The sequence below is a fragment of the Streptomyces sp. NPDC051582 genome (assembly GCF_040681715.1).
In the GTDB taxonomy this organism is placed as follows: domain Bacteria; phylum Actinomycetota; class Actinomycetes; order Streptomycetales; family Streptomycetaceae; genus Streptomyces.
Genome location: NZ_JBFAZJ010000002.1, coordinates 380844 through 392583, shown reverse-complemented (window position 1 = coordinate 392583; position 11740 = coordinate 380844). Strand labels below are relative to the sequence as shown.

Genomic DNA, 11740 nt, shown 5'->3' with positions numbered 1-11740 from the left:
CGGCTCGGCACAATGGGGGCATGAGTTCCGAGACCCCCGCCGTGCCCGCCCCGTCCGCCCAGCTGACGGTCGGCTTCGACCTCGACATGACCCTCATCGATTCGCGCCCCGGCATCAAGGCCGCCTACCAGGCGCTTTCCGCCGAGACGGGTACGTTCATCGATGCCGACGAGGCGGTCACGCGGCTCGGTCCGCCGCTGGACGAGGAGCTCGCGTACTGGTTCCCGGAGGCGGAGATCCCGGCCATGGCCGAGCGCTACCGGGAGATCTATCCCACACACGCCATCGAGCCGACCCCGGCGATGCCCGGCGCCCGCGAGGCGATCGAGGCCGTCCGGGCGCTCGGCGGCCGTGCGATCGTCGTCACGGCCAAGCACGAGCCCAACGCCCGGCTGCACCTCGCGCACCTCGGCATCGAGCCGGACGCGGTGATCGGCTGGCTGTGGGCGGAGGCCAAGGCGGGCGCGCTGCGCGAGTACGGCGCGCAGGTCTACGTCGGCGACCACGTCGGCGACGTACGCGGGGCCCGTACGGCCGGCGCGCTCTCGGTGGCGGTGCCGACCGGGCCGTGCCCCGAACCGGAACTGCGCGAGGCGGGCGCCGACGTGGTGCTGCCGGACCTCACGGCGCTGCCGCAGTGGCTCGCGGAGTACGTCCGCGCGCAGGCGGCCTGACCCGAACGCCAGGCCCGACCCGAACGCCAGGCCCACCCGGACGCCAGGCCCACCCGAACGCCAGGCCCGACCCGAACGCCAGGCCCACCCGGACGCCAGGCCCGACCCGGAGGTCGGACCTGACGGTGGGTCAGGCCTGCGAGGCGCGGGCCGCCCGGCGCTGGGCCGCCGCCGAGCGCAGCACGCCCGCCGCCGAGATCAGGAAGCCGACGCCCATCAGCATGCACACCGCCCACGCGGACGGCGGGAACGGCTCGATGTCCAGGAAGAGCGGGGCCATCGTCACGAGGGTCGCCACGGCGCCCGCGATGAACACGATGCCACCGGCGCGCACCAGGCCGTCGCCCGGCCGCGCTTCGTCGGGATGAGGAGTAACAGTCACCTCACCAGGGTAGTTCCCTGGCCGAAGCAGCCGACAGCGCAGCCGATCGCGAAGAGCCGGCGAAGGACCGGGGAACGTCTTGTCTCCTGTCCATCGCCCACTAGCCTGGATACGGCGGGTCACCATGACCCGCTGCGCTGTTGTCCGGACCCGCCGAGCGGCGTCCCGGACCCCGACGAGCACAAGGACAGAGGACGGACGTGCCTACCGGCAAGGTCAAGTGGTTCAACAGTGAGAAGGGCTTCGGCTTTCTCTCCCGCGACGACGGCGGTGACGTCTTCGTCCACTCGTCGGTGCTCCCGGCCGGGGTCGACGCACTCAAGCCCGGCCAGCGCGTCGAGTTCGGCGTCGTCGCCGGACAGCGCGGTGACCAGGCGCTTTCCGTGACGGTGCTGGACCCGGCGCCCTCGGTCGCGGCCGCTCAGCGCCGCAAGCCGGACGAGCTGGCCTCGATCGTGCAGGACCTCACGACGCTGCTGGAGAACATCACTCCGATGCTGGAGCGCGGCCGCTACCCCGACAAGGTGCACGGCACGAAGATCGCCGGCCTGCTGCGCGCGGTGGCCGACCAGCTCGACGTCTGAGTCCGTACCGAGCCCGTACGCACGACGGTGCCCCGGCCCTCGAAAGAGGGCCGGGGCACCGTCGTACACACGTCGTGCGCAGCCGAAAAACGACTACGGGAATTCCAGCGCGCCCGCCGCGATGGCCGGTACCAGACCCTCCGCCGCGGCCCGCGTCAACAGCCCGCGCACCGCGGCGTACCCGGCGTCGCCCAGGTCGGCGGTGAACTCGTTGACGTACAGCCCGATGTGCTGGTCGGCGACGGCCGGGTCCAGCTCCTGCGCGTGGGCGCGCACGTACGGGCGGGAAGCCTCCGGGTCGTCCCAGGCCATCCGGACCGACGTACGGGCCGACGCGGCCAGCGCGCGCAGGGTCTCGGCGCCCAGCGAGCGCTTCGCGATGATCGCGCCGAGCGGGATCGGCAGGCCGGTCGTGGACTCCCAGTGCTCGCCCATGTCGGCGAGGCGGTGCAGCCCGTAGTCCTGGTACGTGAACCGGGCCTCGTGGATGACCAGTCCGGCGTCGACCCGGCCGTCGCGGACCGCCGGCATGATCTCGTGGAACGGCAGGACGACGACCTTGCCGACGCCCTCCGGCAGCACGTCCGCGGCCCACAGCCGGAACAGCAGGTAGGCGGTGGAGCGTTCGCTGGGCACGGCGACGGTCTTGCCGGTCAGGTCCAGTCCCGGCTCCCGCGTCAGCACGAGCGGCCCGCAGCCGCGCCCGAGCGCCCCGCCGCACGGCAGCAGCGCGTACTCCTCCAGCACCCACGGCAGCACGGCGTAGGACACCTTCAGCACGTCCAGCTCGCCGCGCTCGGCCATGCCGTTGGTGATGTCGATGTCCGCGAAGGTGACGTCGAGGGCGGGCGCCCCCGGGATCCGGCCGTGCGCCCAGGCGTCGAAGACGAACGTGTCGTTCGGGCACGGCGAATAGGCGATGGCGAGCGGTCCGGCGGGTGCTGCGGCGGGTGCTCCGGCGGGCCGGTCAGCGGTGCTCATGGCGTTCTCCCCAGGTGACGAGTACGGGCCCCAGGGCGTGGAATCCGGCGGTGAGCGCGGCCAGCGCGTCCCCGATCCGCCAGGCGTCGCGGTCGCGGGGGCCGACGGCGTTGGACACGGCGCGGATCTCCAGTACGGGCAGCCCGTGCGCGGCGGCCGCCTCCGCGACCCCGAAGCCCTCCATGGCCTCGGCCCCGGCCAGCGGATGCCGGGAGGCGAGCCGGGCCGCGCCCTCGGCGGTGCCGGTGACGGTGGAGACGGTCAGCACGGGCGCGAGCAGCGCCCCGGTGGCCTCGGCGGCGCGGGCGGCGAGCTCGGAGGGCGGGAGGTGCACGCTGTGCCCGAAGCCCAGTTCCTGTACGGCGAGGAAGCCTTCGGGGGTCTCGGCCCCCAGATCGGCGGCGACGAGGGCGTCGGCGACCACGAGGGAGCCGACCGGGGCGGCGGGCGCGAACCCGCCGCCGATGCCGGCGGAGACGACGAGGGAGTACTCGGCCAGCGCGAGCGCGGTGGCCGTGGCGGCCGCGGCGGCGGCCGGACCCACCCCGCCGACGAGCACGTCGGCGGCGAGGCCGGGCAGGTCCCGCCGGGAGAGGAGGTACCCCCCGGGCAGGGTGCGCGGTTCGGGCGTCACCGGGTCCGGATGAGGGGTGAGACCGGCGGCGACGGAGTCTGCCTCCGCCGCCACCGCGGTCACGATGAGCGCGCGCACCGTCGGTACGTGACTACTTGAGCTTGACGTTGTAGGCCCAGACGGCGAGCGGCTTGCCGTCCTCGCCGACCTGGACGATGTTCAGCTTCTTGGAGGCCGGGGCCTCGCCCTGGCCGCCGGTGGCGAAGATGTCGGCGCCGGGGAAGCTGCGGTAGGTGTTGGAGGAGGGCTCGGTGATCGGCTGGCCGTCCAGGACCGCCTGCCACCGCTTGCCGTCCTCGACGACTTCCGGCTCGACGCCGAGACGCAGGGTGTCCCCGCGGGCGTAGTCGATGGTCTTGGCGTCCTTCATGTCGGTGAGGCACTCCTGGACCTTGTCCATGGAGAGCTCCTTGGCATCGGAGCAGACGGCCTCGGTGGACACCGACGACGAGCCGACCGTCACGGTCGCCAGCGGCGTCGGCTTGTCGCAGGCGGAGAGGAGGAGGAGGCCGGCGGACACGGCTCCGAGGGCCGCGACGCTGCGGCGGCCCCTACCCGAGAAAAGCGGTGCGGTCATGAGCCGAAGGCTATCGGGCCACCCCGCTCTGCCGCCGCACGGGGGTGTCCGTGGCCTGCCGCGCCGCGCGCGGCCGTCCCGCGAGGGCCGATTTGGCCCCGCTTTGAGCCGAAAGACGCGGCCTAAGCCACTCGGGGGCGTGGAGAACCCGGATGGTGGTGGCCGGGGGCGCAGAGGCGGCCGCGTATGGCCATCGTGGTGCCCGCCGCGACGATCGCCGAGGCCACGGCCATGCCCAGCACGCCGTTCAGCGGCAGTACGATCCCGATCGCGCCGCCCAGTACCCACGCCACCTGGAGCAGCGTCTCCGAACGGGCGAACGCGGAGTTCCGTACGGCCTCCGGCACGTCCCGCTGGATCATCGCGTCCAGCGACAGCTTCGCCAGCGCCTGGCAGAAGCCGGCCGTGGCCGCCAGCACGGCCATGAACAGCCCGCTGAAGAACACCGCCGACAGGATCGCGATCCCCAAGGTCACCGACAGCACCGACGCGATGATCGTCTCCGGGGCCCGTGCCCGCAGCCACGCGCCCACCGCCGTCCCGCAGGCGTTCCCGACGCCCGCCGCGACGCCCACGATGCCCAGCGAGACGGCCGCGCTCTGCCCGGCGAGCGGGTGCTCGCGCAGCAGGAACGCCAGGAAGAAGATCAGGAACCCGGACAGCGCGCGCATCGAGGCGTTGGCCAGCAGGCCGCACAGCACCGACGGGCTCACCGTGCGCAGGCCCGGCTTGCGCGAATGCGGCTCGTGCGTGGAGAGCCGGGCCCGCCGCTCGCCCTTGGCCTCGTCCACCTTGGGCGGCAGCGAGAGCGCCGCGAACGTGCCCCACACGAAGATGGCGCAGGCCCCGTACAGCGGCCACGGCGGCCCGATGGTGTGCAGTCCGGCCGCGACGGGCGCCGCCGCGCCCGTCGCGAGCAGGCCGGCCAGCGTCACCCGGGAGTTCGCCTTGACGAGTGAGAATTTCGGCGGGAGCAGCCGCGGCACCACCGCGCTGCGCACCACCCCGTACGCCTTGGACGCGACCAGCACGCCCAGCGCCGCCGGGTAGAGCTCCAGTCCGCCCGTGGCCACCGCTCCCGACATCATCACCGCGAGCAGCGCCCGCGAGAGCATCGCCACGGCCATCGCGGCCCGCCGGCCGTGCGGCAGCCGGTCCAGCGCCGGACCGATGACCGGGGCCAGCAGGGTGAAGGGGGCCATCGTGATCGCCAGGTACAGCGCGACGCGTCCGCGTGCCTCGTCCGTGGGTACCGAGAAGAACACCGTCGAGGCCAGCGCCACCGTGATCATCACATCGCCGGCGCCGTTGATCGCGTGCAGCTCGATCAGCTTGCCGAGACCCGATTCGCCGGCCCCGTGCGCGTGCGTGGCCCGCCGGATCCCGCGCGCCGTACCGGTGAAAGGGCGCCGCAGGGCACGCCCGACGGCCCGGCCGGCCCGCCTGGCCGGTCCCGAGCCGTCGCGGGACGACCGTACGGGTGCCACATCCGCCATAGTGCCCCACGGACCCCTCCCGGTCCCGTCCCGGCGCGTTACGGGCGCCCGTCGGATCGCCGTCGGGCGGGCGTCGGGGGGTCGTGGGAGGGATGTCGGAACGCGCTCTCGTCCGCGAATCGGACCTTGCATGTGGGCCCAAGGCTTCGGAGGAGGTAGCGTGCGTAGCGCGCCACCGGCGGTTGCTCTCGGCCGCGCGCCTCTTCGCGATCCCGCAGAATGGATTGCAGGTAGGTGCGCCCGAGGCCGATCGGGCGCGGACGTCGACGCGGCCCTCTGGTCCGCTCCGCCCGCGCCACGTACGGACAGGACCGACGGGTCGTTCAGGACGACAGTACGGACGGCGCACTCGTGAGACGGCGTAGGAGAGAACGAGACCTGTGAGTGCTGCGACGACGCGAAGCCGTACCCCCGACCGCCTGTGCGCCGAGGCGGTAGACCTCGCCCGCACGGCGGCCGAGGAAGCCGCCGCTCCCTCCGTGGTGGGTGAGCACGTCTCCGTCGTGGCGGAGGGCGACCGGGTCGTCACGCACTTCTTCGAGTGCAAGGACCCCGGCTACCGGGGTTGGCGCTGGGCCGTCACCGTCACGCGCGCCTCCCGCGCCAAGAACGTCACCCTCGACGAAACGGTGCTCCTTCCCGGCGAGGACGCGCTGCTCGCACCCGAGTGGGTGCCGTGGAGCGAGCGGCTGCGCCCGGGCGACATGGGCCCCGGCGACCTGCTGCCCACCGACGCCGAGGACCTGCGGCTGGAGCAGGGCTGGTCCGGCGAGGACGCGCCGCCGCCGAACTCGGTCGTCTCCACCGAGATGGCCGAACTGGTCGAGGCCGAGGACGCCGACGTCACCGACCGCGCCGTGGTCCCCGTACGGGGCTCCATCACCTCCGTCGCGGAGGAGCTCGGCATGCGGCGGGCCCGGGTCCTGTCCCGGTACGGGCTGCACAGCGCGGCGGACCGCTGGGACGAGTCCTTCGGCGCCAAGACCCCGATGGCGCAGGCGGCGCCCGCCTCCTGCGTCTCCTGCGGGTTCCTCGTCGCCATCGGCGGCTCGCTCGGCCAGGCCTTCGGCGTCTGCGCCAACGAGTTCGGCCCGGCCGACGGGCACCTCGTCTCGCTCTCGTACGGCTGCGGCGGCCACTCGGAGGCCGCGGTCATGCCCAAGCCGCTGCGGCCGGCGCCGCCGGTCCTCGACTCGATGGCCACGGACGAGTTCCCGCTGCGTCCGGCCGCGGACACGGGCTCGGTCCCCTCGGCGGACCTCCCGGCCGCGGACCTCGGCCACTCGTAAAGCCGCACCGGCCCCGGTGCCGCGGCGTACCCTCGCCCCATGGGGGAAGACGGCATGATCGGGCTGGACGGCCGGGTGACCGGCACGGTGGGCCCCGGACTCGTGGGCGAGGTCATCGTCCGCATCCGGGGCGGCGCGGAGCACTTCCTCGCCCATCCGGCGCACGGGACGGGCCGGCTGCCGGTCGGCACGGTCGTGACGGTCGTCGAGTACCTGCCGCCGCGCACGGTGTACGTGATGGCGGCGTACGACAACTGAGGCCCGGCGCCACCTGCGCGGATGTGCTTCGTATCAAGATGGCGACAAGAATCCGCAGGCGTCTTCTTAACGGCCCGGCACAGGAGCACACTCGCCCTCGTCAGTGTCGAACGGCACTGCGATAAGGGGGCGTTGCCGATGGCTATCGGCGTCGTGGCGGGAATCGTTCTCGCCGCAATCCTGGCTTTGATCGGCCTGTTCAAGCTCATGTGGCGGGTGGCCGAACCGAACGAGGCACTCGTCATCTCCGGCTCCACCCACCGCACCGAGGGCATCGGCGAGGGCATGGGGTTCCGGATCGTCACCGGGCGCGGAACCCTGGTGGTCCCCGGCGTCCAGGCGGTGCGCAAGCTGTCGCTGGACCTCAACGAGACCCAGCTGAACGTGGACTGCGTGACCCACCAGGGCATCCCGCTGCGGGTGAAGGGCGTCGTGATCTTCAAGATCGGCGACGACCTCGTGTCCATCGCGAACGCGGCGCGCCGCTTCCTGGACCAGCAGAAGATGATGCCCGAGCGCGTGCACATCGTCTTCGCGGGCCATCTGCGGTCCATCGTGGGCGGGTTGACGGTCGAGGACATGATCCGCGACCGGGAGAAGCTCACCGGGCAGACCCGGGCGGCCTGCGGTACGGAGATGGAGAAGCTCGGCCTCATCGTCGACTCGCTCCAGATCCACGAGATCGAGGACCCGACCGGCTACATCAAGAACCTGGCGATGCCGCACGCGGCCGCCGTCCAGCGGGACGCACGCATCGCGCAGGCAGAGGCGAACCGTCTGGCCACCGAGGCCGAGCAGACCGCCTTCGCGCGGATGGCGGAGGCCACCCGCGACAGCGAGATCCTCCAGGCCGGCTACCAGGCCGAGCGCGACAAGGCCGCGGCGACCGCGCGCCAGGCGGGCCCGCTCTCGGAGGCGGCGGCCCGCCAGGAGGTCGTCGTACAGGAGACCCGGGTCGCCGAGCTCGAAGCGCACCGGCGCGAGCAGCAGCTCCAGGCGGACGTGCGCAAGCCCGCGGACGCGGCGGCGTACGAGACCCGCACCCGCGCCGAGGCCGAGCGCGACGCCCGCATCTCGGCGGCGCAGGCCAAGGCCAAGGAGACCGAGCTGGCGGCCGGGGCCGAGGCCACCCGCGTGACCACGGCGGCGACCGCGGACGCGGCCGCCACCGAGGCCCGTGGTCTGGCGGCGGCGAAGGCCACCCGGGCGACAGGTGAGGCCGAGGCGGCCGCCACCCAGGCGAAGGGCCTCGCGGTCGCGGCGTCGGCGAAGGCCAAGGGCCTCGCCGAGGCCGACGCGATCAAGGCGCGGGCCGCCGCACTCGCCGAGAACCAGGAGGCGGTCGTCGCCCAGCAGCTCGCCGAGAACTGGCCGGCGATCGTGGAGGCGGGCGCGGGTGCCTTCGGCAACGTGGAGCACATGGTGCTCCTGAACGGCGCCGAGGGAATGTCGGAGATGTTCGCCAAGGCGCTGACCATGGGCGGTACGGGCCTCGGCCTGGCCCGTCAGCTGCTCTCGTCGATGTCCCAGCCGGACGCCCGGCCGGCCGCGCCGGACACCACCGCGGTGAACGGCAAGACGGCATCCGCCTCGCACCAGATCCCGATCGCGGACGCGTGATCCGCCCGGGCGCGAGCCTGACCCGCGGTCCGGGTTAGGCTCGCGCCCATGAGGCTGTTCGCCGCGGTGATGCCGCCCCAGGAAGCGGTCGACGAGCTGCGCCGGGCCGTGGCCCCGGTGCGGGACGACCGGCTGCGCTGGACGGGGGAGGCGGGCTGGCACTTCACCCTCGCCTTCATGGGCGAGGTGCGCGACGAGCTCCTGCCGGACCTGCACGCCCGCCTCGCCCGCGCCGCCCACCGCACCGAACCCTTCGGCCTGCGCATCCACGGCTCCGGACACTTCGGCGACCGCGCCCTGTGGGCCGGCGCGGCCGGCGGGATCGACCCGATGCGGATGCTCGCCGAGCGCGCCGACGCCGCCGCCCGGCGGGCCGGGGTGCCGATGGAGCACCACCGCCGCTACACCCCCCACCTCACCCTGGCCCGCAGCCGCACCGGCGCCGACCTGAGCCCCTACGCAGAGGCCCTGGCGGGCTTCGAGGGCACGCCCTGGCGGGTCGGGGAGCTCAGCCTGGTCCGCAGCAACCTCCCGACCGCCGGGGTCCCCGGGGAGCAGCCCCGCTACGAGGTGGTCGAGGCCTGGCCCCTGGCCGCCTGACCCTCGTACGGGAACCGGCGCGGCCCGCGTTACGCTCGACGGGTGGATCCCAAGACCCGAAACCGTGTGATGGCCGGTGTACTCGTGCTGATGTTCGTCGTAGTGGCCGTGGCAGCCGCCGTGGGCCAGTAGCCCGGCCCGGACGGCGACCGCCCGCGCGGACCCTTGCTTCGAGTGGACTCCAGGCAGTTGGCTTGGTGCCCATGAAGTACACACAGCTCGGACGCACCGGACTCAAGGTCAGCCGACTCGTCCTCGGCACGATGAACTTCGGTCCGCAGACAGACGAACCCACCAGCCACTCGATCATGGATGCCGCGCTCGGCGCGGGCCTGAACTTCTTCGACACCGCCAACGTCTACGGCTGGGGCGAGAACAAGGGCCGCACCGAGGAGATCCTCGGCACCTGGTTCGCCCAGGGCGGCGGCCGGCGGGACAAGACCGTGCTGGCCACCAAGGTGTACGCGAACATGGCCGGCGAGGGCGAGCCGTGGCCCAACTACGACCGGCTTTCGGCGCTGAACATCCGCCGGGCCGTCGAGGCCAGCCTCAAGCGGCTCCAGACGGACTACATCGACCTCTACCAGTTCCACCACGTCGACCGCCGCACTCCGTTCGAGGAGATCTGGCAGGCCGTCGACGTGCTGATCCAGCAGGGGAAGATCCTCTACGCGGGCTCCTCCAACTTCCCCGGCTACAAGATCGCCCAAGCCAACGAGACGGCCGCCCGGCGCGGCTCTTTCGGCCTGGTCAGCGAGCAGTGCCTGTACAACCTCGCCGAGCGGCGCGCCGAGATGGAGATCGTCCCGGCGGCGCAGGAGTACGGGCTCGGCGTGATCCCGTGGTCCCCGCTGCACGGCGGGCTGCTGGGCGGGGTCATCAAGAAGGAGGTCGAGGGCGGCCGCCGCGCCTCCGGGCGCTCCGCGGACGCCCTGGCCAACAGCTCCGTAAGGGCCCAGGTGCAGGCGTACGAGGACCTGCTCGACAAGCACGGCCTGGAGCCCGGCGAGACCGCCCTGGCGTGGCTGCTGACCCGCCCCGGGGTGACGGGGCCGATCGTCGGTCCCCGGACGGCGGAGCAGCTGGAGAGCGCCCTGCGGGCGCTGGAGCTGGAGCTGTCGCAGGAGGTGCTCTCCGGCCTGGACGAGATCTTCCCCGGCCCGGGGGCCTCGCCGGAGGCCTTCGCCTGGTGAGCCGGTAGTCCCCGGCCGGGGCGACGGCGCGACCGGTCCGCGCCCCGGCGCGGGGCGCGGGCCGGGACGCGGATCAGTCGCGGGGGAACTCGGAGGTGTCGAGGACCAGGCCCACCGGCGTGTCCGTGAGGTCGATCTCGTCCCCGAAGGCGATCTTCGTCTCGGTGGCGTAGTCCCCGTCCTTGGGCTGGGTGTAGAGCAGGGAGCGGCGGACGTACGGGTCGACGATGAGGTACGCGGGCACTTCGGCGGCGGCGTACGCGGCCTTCTTGGGGCCGTAGTCGTTCGCCGCGGTGCCCTTGGAGATCACCTCGGCGACGAATTCCACGTCCTCGTGGCGCCAGTGAGCCGCGTCGTCCTTCGTGGCATCCGTACTGAGCAACGCGACGTCAGGGGCGAACCCGTTCAGCCGGCCGGGGAAATCGATGCGCACGTCTGACAGGGCTTTGACTCCCATGCCGAACTCGTCTTCCAGTGCACGGACGATCCTACGGATGATCTCCCAGTGCGTGTCCCGCTGCGGCGACATGTAGACGGTCCCCTCGACGATCTCGACCTTCAATCCCTCGGGGACGGGCTCAAGCGCCTCGAACATGTCGTCCAAGGCCTGCTCGCTGCTGATGTCGGCCATCTCGATCCTGTCGGTCTCTACGACGGTCATCGTGGCGCTCCTCCCCGCTGCCTCGCAGTCGCGGGCAGCCGCGTAGTACAACGATACGCACGGAGGCCCGGTCACGGCGGGAACGCCGGATGTGGCCCTACGGGGTGTCAGGGCCTGCGGTAGGGGCCGCCGATGCCCCACGCCTGGTGCAGGACCGCGGCGAACTCCCCGGCCAGGCGGTGCTCGCCGGAGGCGTTGGGGTGGGTGCCGTCGTACGTGTCGTGCGCGATCTCGTACGAGGCCGGGCGCGCGGCCAGCAGGATCGGCGAGGCGTCGGTCGACAGGTCGGCGACCGCCTTCGCGAGGAGCTCGTTGAACCGGGCCACCTCGGCCGCGAACGGCGCGTCCGAATCGGCCCGGACGTTCGGGATGACCGGGAGCAGCACCATCCGGATGCCGGGGCGGGCGGCGCGGGCCTCCGCGATGAAGCGGCGGGCGTTGGCGGCGGTCTCCTCGGCGGCGGTGTAGAAGCCGAGGTCGATCAGGCCGAGGGAGACGAGCAGGACGTCGGGCTCGCCGGAGCGGACGGCGGAGCCGATGAGGGGGGCCATGTGCTGCCAGCCCTCGCCCCAGCCGGCGAGGTGGCGCCGGGAGTCCTCGGGGAAGCCGGGGTCGGCGTACGCGTGGCTGACCGGCTCGCCCGCGCCGGTGTCGAAGAGCGCGGTGCGCGGGCCCACGATCTCGTGCGGGCCGCCCGGGACGGCACTCAGGTGCTGCCACATGCGGTAGCGCCAGGTGTAGTCGCCGGCGCGTCCGATGGTCATGGAATCACCGACGAACATGAAACGCAT

Annotated in this window: 14 protein-coding genes; 7 read left to right on the top strand and 7 right to left on the bottom strand. The window is 72.9% G+C overall.

What is annotated here, in order from left to right:
* Positions 1–20 precede the first annotated feature (20 nt).
* Entirely contained in the window at positions 21–674 is a 654-nt protein-coding gene (locus AB0M92_RS04910; protein WP_366100671.1) for an HAD family hydrolase, read from the top strand.
* Positions 675–804: 130 nt separating this feature from the next.
* On the opposite strand, the gene AB0M92_RS04905 is transcribed toward AB0M92_RS04910, so the two are convergent.
* Positions 805–1056 (bottom strand): hypothetical protein, encoded by a 252-nt coding sequence (locus tag AB0M92_RS04905; protein ID WP_366100670.1) that lies wholly within the window; start codon positions 1054–1056, stop codon positions 805–807.
* A 200-nt stretch (positions 1057–1256) separates the two neighbouring features.
* Between AB0M92_RS04905 and AB0M92_RS04900 the strand changes: the two genes are divergently transcribed.
* The gene (locus AB0M92_RS04900) at positions 1257–1640 is read left to right on the top strand and encodes a cold-shock protein (protein WP_030012939.1); all 384 of its coding nucleotides are present in this window, start codon (positions 1257–1259) and stop codon (positions 1638–1640) included.
* A gap of 93 nt (positions 1641–1733) precedes the next feature.
* Here AB0M92_RS04900 and AB0M92_RS04895 read toward each other — a convergent pair whose 3' ends face one another.
* The 4 genes from AB0M92_RS04895 to AB0M92_RS04880 all read right to left on the bottom strand — a co-directional run bounded on the left by AB0M92_RS04895 (position 1734) and on the right by AB0M92_RS04880 (position 5328).
* Entirely contained in the window at positions 1734–2621 is an 888-nt protein-coding gene (locus AB0M92_RS04895; protein ID WP_366100669.1) for a 1,4-dihydroxy-6-naphthoate synthase, read from the bottom strand.
* Positions 2608–3333 carry a futalosine hydrolase gene (locus tag AB0M92_RS04890; protein ID WP_366100668.1) on the bottom strand — a complete coding sequence of 242 codons (726 nt, stop codon included), beginning with the start codon at positions 3331–3333 and terminating at the stop codon, positions 2608–2610. The genes AB0M92_RS04895 and AB0M92_RS04890 overlap by 14 nt, the downstream gene beginning before the upstream one ends.
* Positions 3334–3346: 13 nt before the next feature.
* Positions 3347–3832: a DUF2771 domain-containing protein gene (locus AB0M92_RS04885; protein ID WP_366100667.1), complete on the bottom strand. Its 486-nt coding sequence runs from the start codon at positions 3830–3832 to the stop codon at positions 3347–3349.
* Between the two features lie 122 nt (positions 3833–3954).
* On the bottom strand, positions 3955–5328 hold the full coding sequence (locus tag AB0M92_RS04880) for an MFS transporter (protein ID WP_366100666.1): 1374 nt from the start codon (positions 5326–5328) through the stop codon (positions 3955–3957).
* Between the two features lie 380 nt (positions 5329–5708).
* Here AB0M92_RS04880 and AB0M92_RS04875 point away from each other — a divergent pair, with 380 nt between their 5' ends.
* The 5 genes from AB0M92_RS04875 to AB0M92_RS04855 all read left to right on the top strand — a co-directional run bounded on the left by AB0M92_RS04875 (position 5709) and on the right by AB0M92_RS04855 (position 10288).
* The gene (locus AB0M92_RS04875; protein ID WP_366100664.1) at positions 5709–6617 is read left to right on the top strand and encodes a DUF3027 domain-containing protein; all 909 of its coding nucleotides are present in this window, start codon (positions 5709–5711) and stop codon (positions 6615–6617) included.
* A 39-nt stretch (positions 6618–6656) separates the two neighbouring features.
* Positions 6657–6875: a hypothetical protein gene (locus tag AB0M92_RS04870; protein ID WP_078864531.1), complete on the top strand. Its 219-nt coding sequence runs from the start codon at positions 6657–6659 to the stop codon at positions 6873–6875.
* A gap of 138 nt (positions 6876–7013) precedes the next feature.
* The gene (locus AB0M92_RS04865) at positions 7014–8495 is read left to right on the top strand and encodes an SPFH domain-containing protein (RefSeq protein WP_366100662.1); all 1482 of its coding nucleotides are present in this window, start codon (positions 7014–7016) and stop codon (positions 8493–8495) included.
* A 48-nt stretch (positions 8496–8543) separates the two neighbouring features.
* On the top strand, positions 8544–9095 hold the full coding sequence (thpR, locus tag AB0M92_RS04860) for an RNA 2',3'-cyclic phosphodiesterase (protein ID WP_366100661.1): 552 nt from the start codon (positions 8544–8546) through the stop codon (positions 9093–9095).
* A gap of 203 nt (positions 9096–9298) precedes the next feature.
* Complete coding sequence (locus tag AB0M92_RS04855) at positions 9299–10288, top strand: aldo/keto reductase (protein WP_366100660.1); 990 nt, start codon at positions 9299–9301, stop codon at positions 10286–10288.
* 73 nt (positions 10289–10361) lie between these two features.
* Here AB0M92_RS04855 and AB0M92_RS04850 read toward each other — a convergent pair whose 3' ends face one another.
* Together AB0M92_RS04850 and AB0M92_RS04845 are read right to left on the bottom strand one after the other, a co-directional pair.
* The gene (locus AB0M92_RS04850; protein WP_366100659.1) at positions 10362–10949 is read right to left on the bottom strand and encodes a Uma2 family endonuclease; all 588 of its coding nucleotides are present in this window, start codon (positions 10947–10949) and stop codon (positions 10362–10364) included.
* 107 nt (positions 10950–11056) lie between these two features.
* Positions 11057–11740: a GDSL-type esterase/lipase family protein gene (locus AB0M92_RS04845; protein WP_366100658.1), complete on the bottom strand. Its 684-nt coding sequence runs from the start codon at positions 11738–11740 to the stop codon at positions 11057–11059.

Coding starts and splice junctions, on each gene's coding strand:
- AB0M92_RS04870 (WP_078864531.1), top strand. CDS start 6,657: ATGGGGGAAGACGGCATGATCGGGCTGGACGGCCGGGTGACCGGCACG.
- AB0M92_RS04845 (WP_366100658.1), bottom strand. CDS start 11,740: ATGCGTTTCATGTTCGTCGGTGATTCCATGACCATCGGACGCGCCGGC.
- AB0M92_RS04895 (WP_366100669.1), bottom strand. CDS start 2,621: ATGAGCACCGCTGACCGGCCCGCCGGAGCACCCGCCGCAGCACCCGCC.
- AB0M92_RS04910 (WP_366100671.1), top strand. CDS start 21: ATGAGTTCCGAGACCCCCGCCGTGCCCGCCCCGTCCGCCCAGCTGACG.
- AB0M92_RS04885 (WP_366100667.1), bottom strand. CDS start 3,832: ATGACCGCACCGCTTTTCTCGGGTAGGGGCCGCCGCAGCGTCGCGGCC.
- AB0M92_RS04865 (WP_366100662.1), top strand. CDS start 7,014: ATGGCTATCGGCGTCGTGGCGGGAATCGTTCTCGCCGCAATCCTGGCT.
- AB0M92_RS04855 (WP_366100660.1), top strand. CDS start 9,299: ATGAAGTACACACAGCTCGGACGCACCGGACTCAAGGTCAGCCGACTC.
- thpR (WP_366100661.1), top strand. CDS start 8,544: ATGAGGCTGTTCGCCGCGGTGATGCCGCCCCAGGAAGCGGTCGACGAG.
- AB0M92_RS04850 (WP_366100659.1), bottom strand. CDS start 10,949: ATGACCGTCGTAGAGACCGACAGGATCGAGATGGCCGACATCAGCAGC.
- AB0M92_RS04880 (WP_366100666.1), bottom strand. CDS start 5,328: ATGGCGGATGTGGCACCCGTACGGTCGTCCCGCGACGGCTCGGGACCG.